Genomic DNA, 21,804 nt, shown 5'->3' with positions numbered 1-21,804 from the left:
TTCATAAATTTGATTGGTTTTGTTAGTTATTTAGTTCTCACGACATAGTATTAAATATTGACAGCCATCGAGGTCAGATATGTTCGAGCATATTTGGCCTCTTCTTTTGTCTATCAATGGTTAGTTTATTGTTATTTAATAATTATTTTTCTTCCTTCGATTTTAAAGCTTAAAACATCTGTAGCCTCTAATACCGCTATAACCTTAGTGAATGTTGAATATCGGGGGATACTTCCTGTAAAACGTTTCTCTTTTAGGTCTTCACGCTCAAACTCTACCTCTAGATTGTACCATCGCCCAATATCATTCATCAGTTCCTCAGCAGGTTTTTCATTGAACACGAATTCTTTATTCACCCAATCGACCTGCTGTGTCTCTCTTGATGTCAGCAGCAGTTCATTTCCTTTGTTGACGACTTGATCTCCTGGCTTCATCATAATCTCCTTACCTGTTTCTTTATTGCTCACCTTCACACTTCCGCGCAATAATTTGGTTGTGGTTTCCGACTCGATCGGATAAGCTTTAATGTTAAATTGTGTCCCCAACACGGTTACTTTTTGCTTCGCTGTACCCACAACAAAAGGTTTACTTGATTTTTGCACATCAAAAAAGGCTTCACCCAAAAGATCAACGTTTCTCTCATTTTTATTGTAGCCGGCCAATAATTTCAACTCCGAATCAGCATTCAGCTTTACCAAAGAGCCATCCGGCAAAGTGACCTCAAACTCACCTCCTTTAGGGGTCTTTATCACACTAGGTTCGACACTCTCGCCTCCATTTTCTAACTGTCGAATCTGTATTCCTCCTGTAGCCAGCTTAATAATCTCCATTCCTCCTTTGTTGAGTCTAGCACCAACAAGCATAGCCTTCAAATCGACTTCCTGCCCATTATCTGTCCGCAGAACAGCTGTCTCCTCTCCAGGCAGAATGCTGTCTAGGGAAACTAATTGCTGCTGTGCGTCTTGAGTGGTAGTCCTCATAAGGTAAACACCAACTATAAGTGTCAATACTGCAGCGGCGGCGGCAATCTGCTTCCACACAGGGGTTAGCTTCCGAACCTTGTACAACTGCTTTATCTCTTCGCGTCCCTGCGTATAATGGTCCTGTAAAATATCTTGATGGATTGACTTAGGCTTTTCTCCAACAGCCAGGTACCAACGTTCGACTTGTTCTCTCTCCTCTTCAGAGACATTGCCCTCGTTATATCGCTTTAGTAAATCTTGGAAGTTGTGGTCCATAACTTGTCTTTTGAGATAAGACAGGTAGCTCGGACAAGGGGTGTAGATATTTTTAGAAAAAAAGTAAATTTATTTTGGATCGTATGATTTTCAAGGCATTAACAATCTGTCTTTTTACAGTTTTATCGGAGATATTAAGCTGTTCACCTATTTCCTTATGGCTGAGATGCTCAAATCGACTCAGCTCAAACACCAGTCGCATCTTCTCGGGAAGAAGGTCTATTCCCTCCTCGATCTGCGCTTTCAACTCTTTTTCAAACACATACCCCTCAACGGAGCTGTAGCTTTGCTGCTGATCCAAAGTTTCTAAATAGCTGCTACGTACATTTTTCTTTTCTAAGAAATTTAGAATGTTGTTCTTTAACGAGACATATAGGTATCCGGAAAAATTCTGTAACTCTCCAATGATCTCTCTTTTCTGATATAAAGCTGTAAATGTATCCTGTACCAGATCCTTGGCTTCCTGTGCATCGTCTAACTTGCGAAGGGCGTGTACATATAATAAAGGAAAAAAGCGTTCGTAAAGCACATCAAAAGCGACATTATCTCCATTTTGAACCAAGGAGAACAGGTATTCGTCGCTATATCCGCTATAGGTTTTCATTGCTTCAGAGGAAATCCAGTAGGTAAAGATAAGGAATGTTCCTCTTTATAGGTATACACATTATAGGGGTATACCCATTTGGCAAAGACTTTAGCAATAAAACTGGCGATCAATAAAGGGATAAACAACTGAATACCATTAGGTACTACACTCATGATGATAAACAAAGCCGCAAACGGTGCATGTATAGCGGCAGAAAGCATCGCCACAGCACCAAACAGTGCAAAATTAAGCAGGATTAACTCTGTACCGAACCAATGGTTGCACAGCTGGGCAAATAACATCCCCAAGAAGGCTCCCGCAACGATACTCGGTGCAAAGACCCCGCCGTCTCCACCAACACCCAGTGTCAATGATGCGGCCAGTGGCTTAAGAAATAGCAACAGCATCAAAGGCAGCCATGTCAGTTGGCTCATCGGATAGAGCTGCCCCAAGGTGAGCAATTCATGCAACCCAACATAGCTGTCGCCATAGAGCTGAGGCAGGAAGAATATTAAAGCACCTACCGTTATCGCCCCCAGATTGACCCGGATAAAATTGCTTTTGATCGTCCCAAAATAGTGCTTGGCATAGATGACCAACTTGGTAAAATACAGCGCTAAAATCCCTCCCAATATCGCCAACAGAAATATATAAGGCAAGGCTGATAAGTTCCAATGTGTCACCTCAAAAGGTAAGATCGGCTTACCATCAAAAAAATAGACAAATGCATAGGCTAAAATCATCGACACCATACCACTGAATAAAAGTGTTTTGCTGAACCGGCGTGCGATCACTTCAAAAGCAAAGAGCAGACCACCTATGCCACTTCCAAACAGTACGGTAACACCGGCCGTAACCGCAGCACAAATCAGTTCGGTCTTAAACGCCCAAGCTGAATGTATCCGCTTATAGGCCTGATTGCCTACTGTCGCAGTAGCGACCACCGTAGATACCTCCACTCCGGTCGATCCACCAAAGATGACGGTTAAAAAACCATTGATAAAATGAGACGGAATCTTAAAGAACGGCAGGTGATCTTTTCGCGTTTCTAACGTGGTATAGATCTCCTTAATTCCTTTGTTCTTACGATTCTGAAACACATACTTACGCAGAAAGTAGATGCTTGTAATCCCGATTGACGGCAACAGAATAAATAGAGCGGCCTGTTGCCCCTGAATATAATGATAGATATAGTGTTGAAAAAACTCGGTCAGATGCTTTAGACTAAAAGCCAATATACAGGATATTAGACTAACAAGGACGACGGAAAGAAAAAGCTTGAAATAGTTGTAACGAATGACACGCTTCCGAAATGTTTGTTGTTTTAACATATTGCGTTGAAAATGACCGTGCAAAGTTAAAACTTATTGGGGACTTTTTTAAAACTGTGTCAACGTTATCTGCTGTTCTACATACACAAACCTGGATATAGTCTGCATGGCCGGCACGTATTCGTACAGCGGTGTTTCTTCTGTCCGTAACGCAATGGATAGTTCAATTTCTTCACAATGTGGTGCAAAGGTCTGTTCAACGATATCCACGGTATTATTCTCGCCGGACAGATGCCCCAGGATAAGGTGCCGGAGTCGTGGGCTTCTGTTCTCTAACAGTAACTCCAGTGCTTCTCTATTGGATATATGGCCCCAACCGGAGCTGATCCTATTTTTGAGGTAATAAGAATAACGCCCTGTACGCAACATCTCCTCGTCATAGTTGGACTCCAACAACAATACATCCGAGTGCTGTATGACATGCTTCACATTGTCACAACCTCGCCCTAAGTCAGTTAAAATGGACACATTGGTCATACCATCGGTAATCACAAAGCTACAAGGCTCTTTGGCATCGTGATACTTGGGAATACCGATTACTGTCAGATCTCCGACGGCGGTTCGCGCATCGGCATTGATGATATGCACTAAATGCTCTGGCAACCTGAGCTTGGTCCCTTTGTATGTTCCTTCTGTCAGATAGACTGGTATTTGATACCGCTTACAGAATACCGAGAGTCCCCGGATATGGTCACCATGTTCGTGGGTAATGAAAATAGCTTTGATCCCAGCAGGAGATAAGCCCAACTTGGCCATACGCAGTTCCACATGCTTGGTATTGATTCCTATATCAACCAATACAACATCCTCTCCCTTGGCTACATAGTAGCAGTTCCCGTTCGACCCTGAAGCTATTGCGGCATATTTCATATGTATTTAATTATCTTCGATGAGCTCGCAAGCTCGGTTTGTCTTTTATCTGTCATATGGAATATCCAAATTACATCAGTAGTGTTTGTGCAGTTCTGCTACATAGATATTTCATATGTATTTAATTTTTTCTTTAATGGCCATACGGAATACTCATGGGTGTTTGTGTTTCGCTAAACATGAGTATTTCATAGTTGCAAAAGTAAAGAAAAAAGCCTTAGCTTGTTAGGCTAAGGCTTTTGAACCTCTTATATTAACACTCCGGTAAGCTCAACGGTACTTTTACCGCTAGACCGCCATCGGCTGTTTCTTTGTATTTGACATTCATATCCTGAGCAGTCTCCCACATTGCAGACACTACCGCATCTAGACTAACTTTTGCTTTATCGGGGTTGGATTGTAACGCCAATTGAGCTGCTGTAATAGCTTTAATCGCCCCCATGGTATTACGTTCGATGCATGGTATCTGTACCAATCCGCCGATCGGATCGCAGGTAAGTCCCAAATGATGCTCCATAGCGATTTCTGCAGCCATCAATGCTTGTCGCTGGGATCCTCCCAAACACTCCGTCAGCGCGCCTGCGGCCATAGCTGAAGATACGCCGATCTCGGCCTGGCAGCCTCCCATAGCTGCTGAAATAGTCGCATTTTTCTTAAAAATAGATCCTATCTCTGACGCTGCCGCTACGAACTGTATCACCTTATCGTCCTCATAGGCATCGTGAAAAGTGATGTAATACTGGAGTACAGCCGGTATAACCCCTGCTGCCCCATTGGTCGGCGCAGTAACAACACGTCCGAAAGACGCATTCTCCTCGTTGACCGCGAGTGCAAAACAACTCACACAGTCTAGGATATAACCAAAGTCACGTCCACCTTGACGAATAGCGTCAATCCATGTGTCATAATCTTTATATTCACGTCCTTTGAGCATGCGCTTGTTCATCTTAGCGGCACGACGTTCGACATGCAATCCTCCTGGCAAGACGCCATCGGTATGACAGCCCTTATAAATACATTCTTTTATAGTCTGGAAAATACGTAAAATACCGTCTTTGGTTTCCGACTCCGGACGCCAAGCACACTCATTTTCCAATACGATCTCCGAAATCTTCAATCCTGTGCGCATACAGGCACTCATCAATTGTTGCGCAGTATCAACCGGAAAAGCGAGATCAACTTCGGAAAGCACGGTTTCGGAATCATTTTCTTGCACGACAAAGCCTCCACCTATAGAATAATAGGTTTCAGAAATAGCCTTACTATCCGCCAAAAAGGCTTGGAAGGTCACCGCATTGGGGTGAAATGGCAAGCTCTGGTCAAATAGGAAAAGAAGCTGCTCTTCGTAACTAAAATCTATTTGATGGCTGCCACCCAAAACTAGCTTTCCAGCAGTTTTTATATGCTCTACTTTAGGCATCACCTGTGATACATCAAAAGTCACAGGATCATCCCCACTGAGGCCCAACAAAACGGCAATATCTGTACCATGCCCCACCCCTGTCTTGGCTAGAGAGCCATACAGAAGGATATTGACCTGTTGCACGCTTTCAAAAACAGCGGTATCTACAAGTTTCTGTACAAAACGCTGCGCCGCCCTCCAGGGGCCCAAGGTATGCGAACTCGAAGGGCCGATACCTATTTTAAACATATCAAATACAGAAATTTGCTCTTGTGCCATTACCGATAACTTAAGTCTATTTTATAAATCAGGTTCAAAGTTATCATTAATATGAATGAAATAAAAAGAAGCGCTCACAAAAGAAGAAAATGTTTACATTCGGATGCCTTTGGAGCCGATCTTTGGGAATTCTTTCGGTAGGGAGGTAAGTTATCATGTTAACGAGTGATTGTGTTAACAAGTTATCGAGTTATGGAAATTATGCAGTGATGGTGTTAAGAAGTTGGATTAGGTTAGGGGGTAAAAGAAGAAAACCGTAAAACTGTTATTCTTTTAACAATTTTACGGTTTCAATAAACTATCGTTTTTACGATCTAAACACCTTTTCCGTAAGCGAATTCTTTGCTAACTGTAACGGGCAATTTTCCTGTTGCTTTGATCTGCTTCAACAATACTTTCAATGCCGCACGTTGCATAAAATCATCATTTTGGTAAGCTAGAATGATCGATGCACTACGTGCTACGTCAACGGAATTGATGGCATATGGATTGGTAAACATGACGGTTATGGTACGTCTCCCTGCCATTTTATCTATGAATTTCTTGACTGGTTCTTTTATATCCAATTCACTACGCGGACGGGAGCGATTGTCGTGTATGGCCAATACAATCTGCTTATGATCTCTGATAACTTTCACTAAACTATCCAACTCTTCTTGTGTCTCGTTGCCTTTAATGTAAAAGTTTGTTCCCTGTGTCAGCTGTAAACTCAATCCTTTTTCAAAATCCTGACCTTGATCTATACCGATACTGACCACAGCAGTTTCTTGCTTAGGATCAAATGATTGGATACGTTTGTTTGATTTCAAAACGGTCACTGACGCATCTGCCATTCGTTGAATCAAAGACTTTGTCGCTGGTCTGTTCAGATCATTGATCAGTCCGTTACGATTGGTGGGACGGTAATTGTTCAATCCCAACCAGTATTTTGCAGCTAAGACACGTTTGACACGTGCATCAAGCTCAGCTTGTTTAATTCTTCCACTTTTGATGGCCTTTTCTACAAGATCAATAGCACGGCCACTATTCTCAGACACTTCCAATAAATCGTGTCCAGCTTCGATTGCCATTACATCGGCTTCTCCATTGGGGAAATACTTCTTAACACCTTTCATATCCATCGCATCAGTCACAGCAAGCCCCTTAAACCCTAACTCGTTACGAAGCAAATCTGTAACGACCTTACGGGAAATAGAAGAAGGCATATTAGGCGTATTATCCAAGGCCGGAATGTTCATATGGGCTACCATTACCGCAGGTGCGCCTTGTTTGATCAATTCTTTGAAAGGATACATCTCTAGTTCTTCCAACCGTTTTTTAGAGAAATTAAGCTGTGGCAAATCATGATGCGAATCCACATCCGTATCGCCATGTCCTGGAAAATGTTTTAATGAAGCAATAATACCACCATCAACCATTCCATCCATATAGGCTTTGGCTTTGTTAGTAACATTCACTTTGTTCTCTCCAAAAGAACGGAATCCAATCACTGGATTTTTAGAATTGTTGTTCACATCTACCACAGGAGCAAAATTAAAATGCATGCCCATGCGTAGAAAATCTTTGGCGATTTCGCGCCCCATGTCATAGATCAGGCTATTGTCCTGAATAGCGCCCAATGTCATCTGATAAGGGAAAGACTGTGTTGAGTCTGGTAGACGCATCCCTAAGCCCCACTCCCCATCGAATGTGATTAATAATGGTACTTTCGTGAGTTTTTGGTATTGATTGTACATGTCAACATGCCGTACGGGACCCCCCTGAAAAACGACCAATCCACCAAGTTGCTCTTTTTGGATCACGGTCGCTACAGAATCGATATATTTTTGTCCCAAATTGGTATGTGCACGTACCAAAAACAATTGTCCAATACGCTCTTTGGGGGTTAGACTATTAAAAACCGAGTCCACCCATTGGTGTTGCTGATTGATAAAAGGGACAAAGGCTGGTTTCTTCTGTGCGAATCCCGCCATTGTCAAACCGCACAAAAATGCACTGGTTATAATTGACTTTAGCATATTATTTGTTTTATAATTAAGGCTCTAAAATAACACTTTATATGCAGAAGTAAAGCATAATATGCAAAACTTTTACACAATAATGCATAAAAACGCATTAAATCAAATTATACTTATCCTCCAGCATGATTGCCAGATCCATGGCGTTTGTGATATCACCACAGGCTTCCTTTTTCCAAAGCATATCGATAATAAGCAGCATAAACTGTGTTTCTAGCTCGGGTTCTTTATATCCCAGCTCCTCAAAGGCACGCTGTATGATGGGATGTACGGGCTTCATGAACTGCTCGTGCTGCTGTCTGGAGAATGGTGTGTGGGACAATCTTTCCTGTAATTTCCAAAACAAAGGCTCGTCCGAGACCAATTTGCTCGGGAGAAATATCATCGTTCTTAAAAAGTCCTTTGCATTTTTGTAGGTCATCATCCCTCTATGGTGTTGCAATACTCTTCTATACCCCGATTTTATCAAGTGTGCCAATAACGCATCCTTATTCCCAAAATGCTTGAAAATCAAAGCTTCTGACACCCCTGCCAACGCAGCGATTTCCTTGGTAGAAGTAGCCGCATACCCATTTTCAGCAAACAGAGACAAGGCTGTCTGCAGTATTTTTTCCTTTCTACTTAATGTGGTCTCCTTCATATTACAGTTTAGAACGGTACAAAGATATTGATTTTAGACCCAGAATACGATAGTAGGGTTTAACCGAAATGTCATTTTCGAGACGTCATCTGAAATCTGCGTTTTCCTATCAAAAGATACAAATATGGAGACTTTATTTAATTGAATCTATTACAAGAACAACAATTAATATATATTTAATATCCAGCTATGCTTTTTATCCCAAAAATTAGCTATTTTTGAGATAAAGTATTAAACACTAAACCTTTTGAAATCTAATACCTTCACTCTTTTGACAGCTTTGCTCTGTCTTATACTCAACGCTTTTGCCGTAAGGGCTCAGCATGTATTGTCGGGCAATATCGTGGACAAGACCACATCCAAGCCTTTGTCAGGTGTGACGGTACGGGCAATAAACCAAAAGGATTCCTCCACTATCAGTATATCTTCCAATGCAAAAGGTGTGTTTTCGCAACAGAATCTCAAAAAAGGAGATTACACGATCAGCACCAACATCATCGGCTTTAAGACGGAATCCAGATCGATTTCTATTGAAGGTAAACCTGTCTACCTCTTTTTTAGACTTGAGCCTTCAGAAATTGCGATTGAAGAGGTCGAAATCATTGCCGCCCCTGCTATTGTTTTAAAAGGAGATACAATGGAGTTTGACGCCAAGAACTTTTCTACTCGAGAATATGCCGAGGCGGATGAACTGGTGGCTCAAATCCCTGGTGTGATGATTGATGAAGAAGGTAATGTAGAGGCGCATGGAGAAAAAGTGACACGTATCATAGTAGATGGGAAGGAGTTTTTCAGTTCGGATCCCCGGATTGCCTTAAAGAATCTTCCTGCAGAAATCATTGCCAAAATCCAACTGATTGACGAGAAGTCAGAACAAGCTCGATTCTCAGGCTTTGATGATGGCAAACGCAATAAGATAATCAACATTGTCACTAAACCGGACAAGCGACATGGGCATTTCGGAAAATTGAACGGAGGAAAGGGGGATCGTAATAAATTTGGTATCAACGCATCTTTGAACACATTTGACGGAGACAAGAAATACGCCGTCAACCTGATGGCCAACAATATTAATGAAACCAACTTTGCGGAACAAGGTCGCGGTGGTAACCGACGAGCCAACAACAATACAGAAAGAGGTCTTTCCACGACCTACGCTGGTGCCGTTAACTTTACCAATACCTACTTGCATAAAAAAATGGAAGTCAGTGGGGACTACAACTTTCGCTCGCTCTCCACATTGACCAACACGATATCAAATATTGAATACCTGAGTGAAAAACGGGCAAACCAATTTGGTGAACAAAAAAATCTATCCGACGATCTGAACAAGGAGCATAAGTTTAACGCTCGCTTAAAATGGAATATCGATTCGACTAATCGGATTGACTTTTCACCAAACTTCCGGTACACCGAAGTACACAAACAGAATAGTTCGGATAACCGAACAGATCGTTATCACACCGACCCGATCAACCATTCTATACGTTCGGGCGATAGTAACAATAAAAGTTTTAATATCGGCGGATCTCTCACTTACATGCATCGGTTTGCCAAAAAGGGACGTTCACTATCGTTGAGTATGAGCGGCAACAAAAGTAATAACGATGCACTGGGACTTACACTCGCCACCACGTCTTACTACAAAAATGCGCCCACAGGAGGTTGGGGCGATACAGACCCCACTATAAGTCGAATTGACACGAACAACAACCGCAGTTTGACAGAGGGGTACGGATCCGGTATAAATAGCCGTCTTTCCTTTACAGAATCGATCTCTCGATACAGTCGGCTGCAGGCTAATTATAACTTTAGGAACACAGCAAACTATTCCAATCGAGAGACGTTCCAGTTTCTGGCCGAAACGGGACAATTGGGCAAATTAAGAGATCGCCTTTCCAACGAGTTCCGAAATGATTACAATTACCACAGTGGCGGACTGTCCTATTCCTACAACCGAAAAGATGTATTACGTATACAAATGGGGCTGAACTATCAGAATGGTATCCGCATTAATAATCGCACTGTCCCTATCAACCTTCGGACGACTGCAGATTTTAACAGTTTACTCCCTGAATTCACCACCGTGTATAAGTTTTCCAAGGACAGAAATGTGGAATTCAATTATAACACCCAAACCAATACACCGAATATCAACCAGCTTCAGGATTTTGTCAATAATAGCAACGAACTACGCATTACTAATGGCAACCCTAACCTTAATCAGGAATATGCGCATACTTTAAAGCTTCAATATAAAGATGTCAACAAGAATTCGGGGCGTACACTAACGACGAATGTAAACTTTGAGTATGTTAATAACAAAATCACAAATTCCATATTAACGACCAACCGGGATACGACACTGGTTTTTAAAGATACATCTTTCCGACTGGGTGCTGGCGGGCAATACACCGTGCCCATCAATATCAACGGCGCCTATAGCTTCAAACTCACGAACAGTTACGGATTGCCCATAAAACCGCTTAAAGTCAATGTACATGCCAACACAAGAGTGTTTTTTGACAACGATCTCGCTGAAAGCAATGGCGAACTGGTCAATAGTACGTCTTATGGATTTGGACAGAGTATCGGGGTCAACTCGAACTTTAGCAAGGAATATATCTTTTCCCTAAGCTACAATATCAATGGCAGATACACACGCAACCCCCTGGGTACGTTACCGCGATATGAGGTCTTTACGCATAGGCTCAACAACAATATTACCATCGAACTCCTCAAGAAACTTGTACTGTCTTCTCAACTTACATATTTGCTGAACGGCGGAATAGGGAGCGCCTCTGCTATAGAAACGACCTTATGGCAAGCTTCTATAGGCTACAAACTTCTTAAACGCAGAAATGCGGAACTGGCACTAAAGGGTTTTGATTTGCTAAACAATGCTCAAAATGTCAGTAGACGTGTCAATATCGATAACATTTCGGATGTGACCTCAAATACATTAAACCGCTATTTCTTACTGTCCTTCACTTATAATCTACGTCAATTTGGCAATAATGCAATGGGTGGAAAAAAGGATTCTAGAAAAAAAGCCCCCCTGCTTGAATAAAAGCTTGCTTTTTATCCATGTATTGTTCTCTATCTATAGGCTTTGTCGCTTTCGAGAGGATAACGGTTCTATACCCTAGACTAAGCGCATCCATTGCGGTAAAGTGTACACAAAAATCTGCTGCTAAACCACACACGTGAACTTCTGCTATGGATCGATCCTGCAAATAACCATGCAACCCGGTGTTTTTACGTCGTCCATTGTCATAAAATCCGCTGTAACTATCAATTAAAGGATCTACGCCCTTTCGGAACACTGCTTCTATGGTTCTCTGTTCAAGACTATCCGACAATTCGGCTCCCTTGGTCCCCTGTACACAGTGATCTGGCCATAGCACCTGCTCCAAACCATTTAGATCAATCTGATCAAAGACATTGTGCTCTATATGTTGGGAGGCAAAGCTTTGATGTAAAGAGGGGTGCCAATCTTGGGTTGCAATGACCAAATCATATTTGGACTGGACGCTGTTTATTACTTCTATGACCTGATCTCCATTGGGAACTTCCAGTGCTCCTCCGGGCAGGAAATCGTTCTGAATATCAACAATTAATAATGCCTTCATTTGTATATTTTTTAACGGATCTCCTATTCAGGAGATATTAACCAGGAATGGCATCCAAATTTTATACCATAATTGTTCTCAAAGTACATGCCCCCTTAGCACCATATACTCCTATTTCAAAACATTAAGTTAGTCAATATTCATAATATAGCCAATTCCTCTCACGTTGGTAATCTTGATACGTGCATCTCGTGCAAAATATTTGCGTATTCTACTGATAAACACATCGAGGCTACGTCCTGTAAAATAGGTATCGTCTCCCCAATAGGCTTTAATAATATCTTCGCGTGGCACCACGTTGTCCCTATTCTCAAACAACCTACGAACCAGCTCTATCTCTCTATAGGACAGCTTTTCCTCAGCATCGGCATGCCTCAGGACATTTTTATTCGTATCCAACACATAGTCCCCGATTACATACGTCGCGTGAACAGGCCTCTTGACTCGCCTAGAAAGTGCTTCGATGCGTACGATGAGTTCTTCTATCTTAAAAGGCTTACGGATATAATCATTGGCCCCTAAATGGAACCCTTTGACTACATCCTCCGTCTGGGTGAGTGCCGAAAGGAACAATATAGGTACATGGGGATTGGTCTTTCGAATTTCAGCCGCGGCAGTAAAACCATCCATCAATGGCATCATCACATCTAGAATAATAACGTCTGCATTTTCCTTTTTAAAATAATTCAATGCGTCTTGTCCGTTCTCCCGGTGTACCACCTCAAACCCGTGGTCTTCAAGACTGTCTGCAACAATCAAGGCTAAACTCAGTTCGTCTTCGACATATAGTACTTTTACTTTGCTCATTGTTTTGGAATTGATAAAATAAATACGGTGCCTTTTCCCAAGACACTATCCACTCTAATAGTACCACGATGCTGTTTTACCACTTGTTTGACATATGCCAAACCTAGGCCAAACCCCTTGACAGGATGCAAATTTCCGTTTGGCACCCGAAAGAACACCTCGAATATATCTTTAAAATAAATGGGATCTATACCATGTCCATTATCAGAAACCGAAAGTATAACCATTCCTGCCTCTTCCTTTAATCCGACTTGTATCTTGACGGTATCTCCAGAATACTTGATTGCATTATCAAATAAGTTACTGATCACATTCTTGAGATGAGCGGCATCAGCGACAAGGGTCAGTCTCGGCAAGCTACCCACAAAATCAATACTTACATTTTTCTTGGCTCCCAATTGCGCAATTTCGACACCTTCTTCCAACAACTGTACGATGTCTATGGGGTCCCTTCTTAGATTCACTCCTGTCACCTCATCGATATCAAGCTGCAGCACTTTTTCTATCATATTGGCCAGATGCTCCAGCTCTCGATGAGAAATACGCAAGTATTGCTCCATCTTCTCTTTATCGTCCCTCGCACCATAACGCTGAATAGACTCCAATGCAGCCATCACCGTAGCGACAGGTGTCTTCAGTTCGTGGGTCATGTTGTTTACAAAAGATTTGCGCAACAAAGCTAACTTGTTCTGTCGATTGATCGTCCATAACAAGTATATAAAAGCACCAATAAGCGCCAAAATCAAGAAAATCGAAAGTAATACCTGGACTACCATTTTGCTCAAGAGATAAAAAACGGGATGTTCAAACTGAGCAACAAGATATTCGTCTTCTGTGGGGTTGACCAGTATGGGACGCGTGGCTATCGTGCCATCTGAACCGACACTGAGCTGGTATTTCCCTTTCCCACGATGCCCCTCCTTTATGGTCTTGATCGTAATCCGTACCGGTGTAGTTATACCTTTTGATTCCAAAATATCGGCCAACAATATATTGATTTCTGCAAGGGTCTCCTTACTAAAGGTAATGTTTTGGAGCATAAAAGAAGGCATAATGGCCATCGGTTCCCCAACCTCTTTCTTAGCCTCCCTACGCTTGGCATACCGCAACATCCGCTCTCGTGCCAAGCTATCCCAAAGAGTCTGTATGCGGTCTTCATCGACATTATTATATAGTGTCTTGATGCGTGCAGCAAACAATGCTCCTTCTTTAGAAATGTTCTGATCACGTTTTTCGTTGAGCATATTCTGATGCTCATCATAATAAGCCTGTATGGCATTAAACAGGCTGCGTTCGACTTCTGTTACGAAAACTTCGCGCTTATTTACATATCCTCCATACAACCAAACGACCACGATTCCTCCAATTCCCACGAGGGACAGAACAATCATAAGCACCAATATTTTATACTTTTTTAACATGATTAAAACAAATTTAAATTCTTAGATTTGCACGACGAATTGTTTAGGGTCATATTTAACAAATTATAACACATATTAACAATACGTATTACTTACATTTGCATGTCAACTAATATATATGAGGCAATTATTACATTTTAGATACCTTTTCTTTTTATCCTTACTTGCTACAACAGTTTCCTTTTATAGCTGTGATAAAGATATGAGTGTTTCTTTGGATAATTCCAATGATAATTTAGGGGTCGTTGTTATTGATTCAATGACCATCAACACCTCTACGTATCAACTTCTGAATTTACCGTCCACTGGTACGGGTTCTTTTTTAGTTGGTAAGTCTACGCAAGCGGAAAGCGGATCGATCACTTCTTCGTCTTACTTCCGCGTACAGTTGCAAACATTAATCAATGATATCCCTGCCAATGCAGCATTTGACTCGATCAATCTGGTCGTACGCCCCAGCAGCAATAAATATTTTTATGGCGACACCACTAAAACGCAAACCATATCGGTTCACCGCGTGACCGAGGAGATTGTTCTTAAAGATATCACAAATAGCATAGAGCCATACAATACGCCAATATATGTAACTGGCCCTACGATTTTCAACGACAAGAAGTTTACGTTTGACAGCACTCCACTTGGTGTACATTCATTTGTTCCTAGAGTCAACTCTCTAGATAGTATCAGTATCAAACTTGATCATGCTTTTGGGCAAGAAATCTATGATATGGTTAAAGCAAATGACTACAATGTTACGACCAACGAGTCTTTTCAACAATACTTAAAAGGCTTGGTACTGACTCCAGGGAACCAAAACACCGCCATATTAGGGTTGAACGACACTGTACAAGTCAATGTTAACTACTCCTATATGGGATCGGATGGTTTCATGAAGAAAGGCGCAAAAGTAATAACATCCAGTCATAAAGCCTTTCAGTACAACAATATTGAGTACGATCGTACAGGTACCGCATATGCGAGTATTGATGCTGTCAACAGAGAGCTCAAAAGTGCTGCAACTAACGGAGAAGTATTATTGCAAGCTGGCTCGGGACTTGTAGCAAAAATCAACATTCCATCGTTAAATGATTTTATGCATGAAGAAAATTTAGCGATAAATAAAGTGGAGCTGATCGTAGAGACAAAGGGACATAATTATGGTTATTACCCTGTCCCTAATGCGTTGATGTTACTTATTGCAAACAGCAATGGAGTTCCAATCTCTTATGTGCGTGCACCGTTCGCTACTACGATTCAACAGGCAACTTTTATTCCAGGGAACGACTCCGGAACAAATGGCCGTTATATCTTTAATCTGATCGATTATACCAAAAACATCAATCAATCCGATTATCGTGGCACTTCATTATTGTTGTCAGTTGCATCGCCAGCCTTGTTTGGAACTGTAAATAATACTATTATTGCGACAGAAAATGGCAAACCGAAAATTAAATTAAACATTGTATATACTAAATTCAAATAATCGTATGAATAAGAAAAATTGGCTTTTGGTAGTTGTAGCCTGTGTTTTTTCGTTAACTGCTTTCAACTCTTGTAAAAAAAGCAAAGATAATGACACCGAGGATACTGGCCCGACGGAGTGGGTAAAAGCTTCAGCTTTTGACGGAGATCCAAGATCTGCTGCTGCATCTTTCCAGATCGGCGAAGTGGGATATTTGGCAACAGGTATCTTATCAACAAACGAAAGAACTAAAGATGCATGGTCTTTTAAAAACAATTTATGGGAAGAAGTTGCAGAGTTTGAAGGCGAAGCACGTAATGGCGCTGTAGGCTTTTCAATCGATGGCAAAGGATATGTGGGTACAGGATTCAACGGTACAGACGTGTTGAAGGACTTCTACATGTATGACCCAGCTGCTAATAAATGGACACCAATCGCTGATTTCCCTGGAGAAGCTCGTTACGGTGCAGTTGCGTTTACATTAAATGGATTTGGTTACGTAGGTACAGGAGCGACTAAAACACAGAAAACATTAAAGGATTTTTGGAAATACGATCCTAAAACAGACACTTGGACGAATGTGACGTCTCCTTTGAAAAACAAACGCGTAAACGCATTTGCTTTTGTTGTAGACGGTAAAGCTTATATCGGTGGTGGTATGGACAACAACCAGTTCCCAGAAGACTTCTATTCTTTTGACGGAAGTAACTGGAATGAAGGTGTTGCTCCTTTGAAAGATGCATCTAATACATACGACCTGACTCGTCAATCAGCATCTACATTTGTAATCGGTAAGTTCGGTTATGTAGTAGGTGGTAAAAAAGGCTCTGTATTAGGTAACGTATGGAAATACGATGTAGCTGCTAACAAATGGGAAAGCAAACACCAAGCATTGCCTCAGAACGCAAGAGAAGGTGCCGTTTCATTTTCTATCGGTGGTAAAGGCTACCTGACAACAGGTATGAACAGTGCTACAAAATTTGACGATACTTGGGTATTCACGCAAGTCAGATAGTTAACATTACAATATTCTTTAAAAGGCGGATACTGCATGCAGTATCCGCCTTTTTTATGAAGATACGGTTTTGCGAATACATAACTGCATCTACATATAGTATCCCTAAGCTTTGTATTAGGGAGCTATGATGACCTGAAGCATATTGTACAGGTAGTTTCCTAATCGGCCTCATTTCAGAGTAAAGATTAAAACCAGAAGGCTTTCGAAACGAATAAGCACTCTATATTCGCCAATTAACTGCAATAAAAAACGTCCTCCTGGGAGGACGTTTTTTGGTATATATATGATTACGGTTAGTTCGTTATATTAATCCTTTTTTATTCAACAGTTCAGCAACTTGTACAGCATTGGTAGCTGCCCCTTTTCTCAAGTTGTCCGCAACAATCCAAAGGTTTACGGTATTCGCTTGCGATTCATCTCTACGTATACGTCCTACAAAGACCTCATCTTTACCGTGTGCATCTTTAGGCATTGGATAGGCCAGGTTGCTCGGATCATCCACTACGATTACGCCTTCCTGAGCGGCTAACGCTTGACGCAGTTCCTGTACATCGAAATCATTTTCGAACTCTATATTGACAGACTCGGAATGTCCACCCATCACCGGAATACGTACAGTGGTAGCGGTAACCTTAATAGCATCATCCTGCATGATTTTATTGGTTTCCTGAATCATCTTCATTTCCTCTTTGGTATATCCGTTTTCCTGGAATACATCAATATGAGGGATCACATTCAAATCAATCTGATAAGGATAAGCTTTCTCTCCTTCTACCCCAGCCCGTTCATCTTTCAATTGTTGTACCGCTTTAACACCAGTACCTGTTACCGACTGATAGGTAGACACGACTACACGTTTAATCTTATATTTTTCATGCAGAGGCTTTAACACCACTACCATCTGAATAGTCGAACAGTTTGGATTCGCAATAATTTTATCTTGAGACGTCAACACATCTCCATTGACTTCAGGTACGATAAGTTTTTTTGATGGATCCATCCGCCAAGCCGAAGAGTTGTCAACTACGGTAATTCCGGCAGATGCGAACAAAGGCGCATATTCAGTTGACACGCTTCCTCCTGCCGAGAACAACGCTACATCTGGCTGCATTGCAATAGCTTCATCTGGTGTCACCGTCTTAAACTTCTTACCCTTGAATTCGATTTCCTTCCCCTTACTTCTTTCGGAGGCTACAGGAATCAATTCTGTCACGGGGAAGTTTCTTTCCGCTAATACCGTCAAAATTTCGGACCCAACAAGACCTGTTGCGCCAACTACTGCTACTTTCATTGTATATAATTTTACTGTTTAGTATGTATCGTGAATTCTTGTTTTTAGTTTCACGATGCCAAACATAACAAATAAACAGGAGTATTTTATACAAAAATTACATTTTTATCATTTTATAGCGCTAAATATTGACACAAAACCAATATTTAACCTGTTTAAATTACTAAATTATCAATACAAACAGCTACCGAACCGAATATTTGCTATACATATACGGCCTTTAGGCAAAATATATTCTTTATATTGCATAAGATAGCGAAGTTATACCTTCGTAAGGAGAACCAATTATAAACGGGATGAAAATCAAGTTTTATGCACTGTGCATGTGGCTAATAGTAACAACAAATACGTATAGCCAAGATGTCATGATCAACGAAATAATGGCTAACCCTAAAAATGGTGAGCTTCCTGCCGTGGAATATATCGAACTCATGAACAACTCTACATCGGTTCAAGATCTCGGAAAACTAAGTTTAAATATCAACAAGAAAAACCTACAGATTCCGACCTACCTACTCGCCCCACAGCAGTTTGTCATTCTATGTGCACAGGATGGAGAGGAGCAATTGGCTATCTATGGCAATGTCATTCCATTGGTAAACTGGCCTCAGTTAAACAATTCAGGAGCTACGATACAATTGTATCGGGGCAATACGCTGCTGGACGAAGTTGTCTACAAAGACAGTTGGCACCAAAACAGTTCAAAAAAAAGCGGCGGTTGGAGTCTGGAACGAATAAACCCGAACTGGACATGCAATATGAAATCCAATTGGTCCTCTTCTATCGCGCGTAAAGGAGGAACACCCGGGAGTCCAAACTCCATAACGGATAAGACCTACTTGCCGAAAGTAGCAATTGCTCAAATGGAAATACTAGAAAAAGCAATCCGTATGCGCTTTAACATAGAACGGCAGTTTCTTCCTGAATTTCAAAAAGAAGATTTTAGCATCGACCACGGGGTAAATACTCCGGTATCCATATCTTGGATGGAAGATTCGGATTTCCTTCTGCTGAATTTCGATCAAACGATCAACCCGCAAGAGATTTACACATTGACCGTCAACGAAATCGAACTGTGCGGACAGCTCCTTCAGGTTCCCGAATATTTGTTATTCGATCAGCCGCAGGTACGTTATAATGATATTGTAATCAATGAAATTCTCTTTAACCCGCAAAAGGAAGGCAGCGACTTTATTGAAATCTATAACCGGACGGACCTACCGATCAACCTCCAGGGATGGCTTCTGGGCAATCGTACGATATCGGACGAACTACTCTTGCTGGAGTCTCAGGATTTTTTGGTATTGACGGCCGAGAAGGAAAAAATCATTCGTACACACGCTAACGCAGTTGTTGATCGGGTCTATGAGATGACGAGTCTCCCTGCCTACCCCAACCAACAGGGAGTCGTCACTTTATATTCGCCTGGGGGTCTGGTGGACTCGGTATACTATCATGCCGCGATGCACTCCTCCTGGATCAAAAATCCCAAGGGAATATCTTTGGAGCGTCAATCGTATGAAGAAGACAGCAATCTTCCGGAAAACTTTAAATCCGCAGCCACAATAGCAGGTGGATCGACACCGGGATTTCGAAATTCAACACATACGGACAATCCAAATAAAAAAATTGATCTGTTTTTAACTTCAAAAACTGTTTCTCCAGATGATGATGGCTTCGAAGATGAGCTGGAAATAAACTATAGATTGAACGGAGCGGACTACATGCTCAACCTTAATATTTACGCTGAAAAAGGAACCCTAGTCAACCGATTGATTCAACAACAGAGTGTAGGTTTTGATGGAAAAATCAAATGGGATTGTAGGGATGAAAACACACAAAAAGCAGCTCCCGGTCACTATATCTATTGGGCGGAAATATACCGAGAAAACGGCTTTCGTGAGATCTTTAAGGGAGCTTTTGTTATTGTTCATAAATCACATCAATATTAAAAAAACGCTATAAAACACCTATCTTTGCAAGGCAAGAACAGAGCGGTTGTATTTGGAATAAAAAAAAGGAAAACAGCACAAATCTCTTAATTGCTTTAAACAGAAAACCGAGTACCATAGATCCTACTAAAAGCTATGCCCTCGTAAATATTTATTTGATGAAAGAAACTATTATAATCTTAGGCTCCAACGGTCAGATCGGCACAGAATTAGCCGAAGCCTTAAGAACTAAATTTGGTGCAGAGAACATTATCACAACTGATATTAGAGAGCCTCAGACGCCATCTCCTATTCAAAATTTCGAGACGATCAATGTTCTTGATAAAGCAGCCTTGAAATCACTTTTTGAGAAACATAAGCCTACACAGGTTTATTTATTAGCGGCTATGCTATCCGCGACAGGCGAACAATATCCGCAAAAAGCTTGGGACTTGAATATGAACGGTCTGTTGAATGTGTTGGATCTAGCTGTCGAACTGGGCAATATCAAGAAAATCTTTTGGCCGAGCTCCATTGCTGTCTTCGGTCCACACTCTCCAAAGGTGAACACCCCTCAGTATTGTGTCATGGATCCCAACAGTATCTACGGTATCAGTAAATTAGCTGGCGAGCGCCTTTGTGAATATTATCATGAGAAGTACGGTCTGGATATCCGCAGCATCCGCTATCCGGGTATTATATCCTGGAAAACAGCTCCAGGCGGCGGTACTACAGATTACGCTGTGCACATCTTTTTTGAAGCATTGGCAAAAGGCAGCTATGAAAGTTTTCTCTCTGCACAGACAGCACTTCCGATGATGTATATGGACGATGCCGTACGCGCCACCATAAAGCTTATGGACGCTCCTGCAGAGAGTCTGAGTATCCGCTCAAGTTATAATCTTGCAGGTGTTTCTTTCACTCCAGAGATGATTGCCGAAGAAATTAAAAAAATTCTTCCTAATTTTGGGATGTCCTACAGCTCGGGAGATCCTCGCCAAGCTATTGCCGACTCTTGGCCGCAAAGTATTGACGATGAATATGCCCGTAAGGATTGGAACTGGGACATAGCTTATGACCTGGAAGCCATGACTAAGGACATGATCAAAAATCTTAAAACAAACAATTAAAAATGGGTAGAGCTTTTGAATTTAGAAAAGAAAGAAAATTTAAGCGTTGGGCCAAAATGGCCGTTCAATTTACACGCTTAGGGAAAGAAATCGCAATTTCTGTAAAAGAAGGAGGCCCTCACCCTGAAAACAACGCACGTTTACGTACTGCCATCCAAAATGCAAAGGCTGTAAATATGCCTAAAGACCGCGTAGAAGCAGCTATAAAACGTGCTTCTGAGAAGGATTCGAAAGGTTATGAAGAATATGTATATGAGGGGTATGGCCCTCACGGTGTTCCTGTATTGATCGAAACCGCTACAGACAACACCAATAGAACGGTTGCAAACATTCGGAGTTATTTCACTAAATCGGGTGGTTCATTGGGTAAAACGGGATCCTTAGATTTTATATTTCAACGTAAATCTATCTTTCGCTTTCTGGCTACTGATGAGATGAATGAGGAAGAGTTGGAACTTGAACTTATCGATGGTGGACTGGAAGAACTCTATGTAGAGTCTGACGAAGAAGGTAATGATGTTTTTGTCGTTCAGACTTCTTTCGAAGATTTTGGTAATATGCAACGCCTCTTAGAGGAGAAAGGCATCGAGACAACATCAGCCAAGCTGGAGCGTATCTCCCTGTCACATACCGCACTCAGCGAAGAACAAGCAGCCGATGTGTTAAAACTTATCGACAAGATCGAAGAAGACGATGATGTGCAAGCCGTGTATCACAACATGGAATAAGCAGAGGCAATAAAATTGTA

Annotated in this window: 17 protein-coding genes; 6 read left to right on the top strand and 11 right to left on the bottom strand. The window is 41.5% G+C overall.

The genetic code is table 11. From position 1 onward, the window contains the following. Positions 1–131 precede the first annotated feature (131 nt). From M472_RS29200 to M472_RS29170, 7 genes are all read right to left on the bottom strand, one after another. The gene (locus M472_RS29200) at positions 132–1,238 is read right to left on the bottom strand and encodes a FecR family protein (RefSeq protein ID WP_021069406.1); all 1,107 of its coding nucleotides are present in this window, start codon (positions 1,236–1,238) and stop codon (positions 132–134) included. Between the two features lie 52 nt (positions 1,239–1,290). Beyond that, positions 1,291–1,842 carry an RNA polymerase sigma-70 factor gene (locus M472_RS29195; protein ID WP_021069405.1) on the bottom strand — a complete coding sequence of 184 codons (552 nt, stop codon included), beginning with the start codon at positions 1,840–1,842 and terminating at the stop codon, positions 1,291–1,293. Beyond that, complete coding sequence (locus M472_RS29190; protein WP_021069404.1) at positions 1,839–3,155, bottom strand: chloride channel protein; 1,317 nt, start codon at positions 3,153–3,155, stop codon at positions 1,839–1,841. Before M472_RS29190 ends, M472_RS29195 begins: the two co-directional genes overlap by 4 nt. Before the next feature lie 48 nt (positions 3,156–3,203). Then, positions 3,204–4,025: an MBL fold metallo-hydrolase gene (locus M472_RS29185; protein WP_021069403.1), complete on the bottom strand. Its 822-nt coding sequence runs from the start codon at positions 4,023–4,025 to the stop codon at positions 3,204–3,206. Positions 4,026–4,278: 253 nt separating this feature from the next. Next, the gene (locus M472_RS29180; protein ID WP_021069402.1) at positions 4,279–5,706 is read right to left on the bottom strand and encodes an L-serine ammonia-lyase; all 1,428 of its coding nucleotides are present in this window, start codon (positions 5,704–5,706) and stop codon (positions 4,279–4,281) included. A 314-nt stretch (positions 5,707–6,020) separates the two neighbouring features. Next, on the bottom strand, positions 6,021–7,724 hold the full coding sequence (locus M472_RS29175; RefSeq protein WP_031301464.1) for a glycoside hydrolase family 3 protein: 1,704 nt from the start codon (positions 7,722–7,724) through the stop codon (positions 6,021–6,023). 97 nt (positions 7,725–7,821) lie between these two features. Next, positions 7,822–8,364 (bottom strand): TetR/AcrR family transcriptional regulator, encoded by a 543-nt coding sequence (locus M472_RS29170; protein WP_021069400.1) that lies wholly within the window; start codon positions 8,362–8,364, stop codon positions 7,822–7,824. Positions 8,365–8,611: 247 nt separating this feature from the next. Between M472_RS29170 and M472_RS29165 the strand changes: the two genes are divergently transcribed. After that, positions 8,612–11,434, top strand: coding sequence for an outer membrane beta-barrel protein (locus M472_RS29165; protein WP_022829284.1), 2,823 nt, complete (start codon positions 8,612–8,614; stop codon positions 11,432–11,434). Here M472_RS29165 and pncA read toward each other — a convergent pair. The 3 genes from pncA to M472_RS29150 all read right to left on the bottom strand — a co-directional run bounded on the left by pncA (position 11,406) and on the right by M472_RS29150 (position 14,224). Then, on the bottom strand, positions 11,406–11,996 hold the full coding sequence (pncA, locus tag M472_RS29160; protein WP_021069398.1) for a bifunctional nicotinamidase/pyrazinamidase: 591 nt from the start codon (positions 11,994–11,996) through the stop codon (positions 11,406–11,408). The two genes, M472_RS29165 and pncA, sit on opposite strands and share 29 nt — an antisense overlap. Positions 11,997–12,125: 129 nt before the next feature. Then, positions 12,126–12,803, bottom strand: coding sequence for a response regulator transcription factor (locus M472_RS29155; protein ID WP_021069397.1), 678 nt, complete (start codon positions 12,801–12,803; stop codon positions 12,126–12,128). Continuing rightward, entirely contained in the window at positions 12,800–14,224 is a 1,425-nt protein-coding gene (locus tag M472_RS29150) for a sensor histidine kinase (RefSeq protein ID WP_021069396.1), read from the bottom strand. Before M472_RS29150 ends, M472_RS29155 begins: the two co-directional genes overlap by 4 nt. A 202-nt stretch (positions 14,225–14,426) precedes the next feature. Here M472_RS29150 and M472_RS29145 point away from each other — a divergent pair, with 202 nt between their 5' ends. Both M472_RS29145 and M472_RS29140 read left to right on the top strand, forming a co-directional pair. After that, a complete protein-coding gene (locus M472_RS29145) occupies positions 14,427–15,707 on the top strand; it encodes a DUF4270 family protein (protein WP_021069395.1) in 1,281 nt (426 codons plus the stop codon). Positions 15,708–15,711: 4 nt separating this feature from the next. Next, entirely contained in the window at positions 15,712–16,701 is a 990-nt protein-coding gene (locus M472_RS29140) for a Kelch repeat-containing protein (RefSeq protein WP_021069394.1), read from the top strand. A gap of 304 nt (positions 16,702–17,005) precedes the next feature. Here M472_RS29140 and M472_RS29135 read toward each other — a convergent pair whose 3' ends face one another. After that, positions 17,006–17,995: an aspartate-semialdehyde dehydrogenase gene (locus tag M472_RS29135; RefSeq protein ID WP_021069393.1), complete on the bottom strand. Its 990-nt coding sequence runs from the start codon at positions 17,993–17,995 to the stop codon at positions 17,006–17,008. A 296-nt stretch (positions 17,996–18,291) separates the two neighbouring features. On the opposite strand from M472_RS29135, the gene M472_RS44400 reads away from it, so the two are divergent. The 3 genes from M472_RS44400 to M472_RS29125 all read left to right on the top strand — a co-directional run bounded on the left by M472_RS44400 (position 18,292) and on the right by M472_RS29125 (position 21,784). Next, the gene (locus M472_RS44400; protein ID WP_081643106.1) at positions 18,292–19,947 is read left to right on the top strand and encodes a lamin tail domain-containing protein; all 1,656 of its coding nucleotides are present in this window, start codon (positions 18,292–18,294) and stop codon (positions 19,945–19,947) included. 158 nt (positions 19,948–20,105) lie between these two features. Beyond that, positions 20,106–21,056, top strand: coding sequence for an NAD-dependent epimerase/dehydratase family protein (locus tag M472_RS29130; protein WP_021069391.1), 951 nt, complete (start codon positions 20,106–20,108; stop codon positions 21,054–21,056). A gap of 2 nt (positions 21,057–21,058) precedes the next feature. Then, the gene (locus M472_RS29125) at positions 21,059–21,784 is read left to right on the top strand and encodes a YebC/PmpR family DNA-binding transcriptional regulator (protein WP_021069390.1); all 726 of its coding nucleotides are present in this window, start codon (positions 21,059–21,061) and stop codon (positions 21,782–21,784) included. Positions 21,785–21,804 lie beyond the last annotated feature (20 nt).

The sequence above is a fragment of the Sphingobacterium paucimobilis HER1398 genome (genome assembly GCF_000416985.1).
Taxonomy (GTDB): domain Bacteria; phylum Bacteroidota; class Bacteroidia; order Sphingobacteriales; family Sphingobacteriaceae; genus Sphingobacterium; species Sphingobacterium paucimobilis.
This window is presented reverse-complemented; position numbering and strand designations above follow the sequence as displayed.

Bases quoted from the DNA above. Each gene is read 5' to 3' on its own strand.
- pncA (WP_021069398.1), bottom strand. From the start codon at position 11,996: ATGAAGGCATTATTAATTGTTGATATTCAGAACGATTTCCTGCCCGGA.
- M472_RS29145 (WP_021069395.1), top strand. From the start codon at position 14,427: ATGAGTGTTTCTTTGGATAATTCCAATGATAATTTAGGGGTCGTTGTT.
- M472_RS29180 (WP_021069402.1), bottom strand. From the start codon at position 5,706: ATGGCACAAGAGCAAATTTCTGTATTTGATATGTTTAAAATAGGTATC.
- M472_RS29150 (WP_021069396.1), bottom strand. From the start codon at position 14,224: ATGTTAAAAAAGTATAAAATATTGGTGCTTATGATTGTTCTGTCCCTC.
- M472_RS29200 (WP_021069406.1), bottom strand. From the start codon at position 1,238: ATGGACCACAACTTCCAAGATTTACTAAAGCGATATAACGAGGGCAAT.
- M472_RS29190 (WP_021069404.1), bottom strand. From the start codon at position 3,155: ATGTTAAAACAACAAACATTTCGGAAGCGTGTCATTCGTTACAACTAT.
- M472_RS29185 (WP_021069403.1), bottom strand. From the start codon at position 4,025: ATGAAATATGCCGCAATAGCTTCAGGGTCGAACGGGAACTGCTACTAT.
- M472_RS29130 (WP_021069391.1), top strand. From the start codon at position 20,106: ATGAAAGAAACTATTATAATCTTAGGCTCCAACGGTCAGATCGGCACA.
- M472_RS29170 (WP_021069400.1), bottom strand. From the start codon at position 8,364: ATGAAGGAGACCACATTAAGTAGAAAGGAAAAAATACTGCAGACAGCC.
- M472_RS29155 (WP_021069397.1), bottom strand. From the start codon at position 12,803: ATGAGCAAAGTAAAAGTACTATATGTCGAAGACGAACTGAGTTTAGCC.
- M472_RS29135 (WP_021069393.1), bottom strand. From the start codon at position 17,995: ATGAAAGTAGCAGTAGTTGGCGCAACAGGTCTTGTTGGGTCCGAAATT.
- M472_RS29125 (WP_021069390.1), top strand. From the start codon at position 21,059: ATGGGTAGAGCTTTTGAATTTAGAAAAGAAAGAAAATTTAAGCGTTGG.
- M472_RS44400 (WP_081643106.1), top strand. From the start codon at position 18,292: ATGAAAATCAAGTTTTATGCACTGTGCATGTGGCTAATAGTAACAACA.
- M472_RS29175 (WP_031301464.1), bottom strand. From the start codon at position 7,724: ATGCTAAAGTCAATTATAACCAGTGCATTTTTGTGCGGTTTGACAATG.
- M472_RS29195 (WP_021069405.1), bottom strand. From the start codon at position 1,842: ATGAAAACCTATAGCGGATATAGCGACGAATACCTGTTCTCCTTGGTT.
- M472_RS29140 (WP_021069394.1), top strand. From the start codon at position 15,712: ATGAATAAGAAAAATTGGCTTTTGGTAGTTGTAGCCTGTGTTTTTTCG.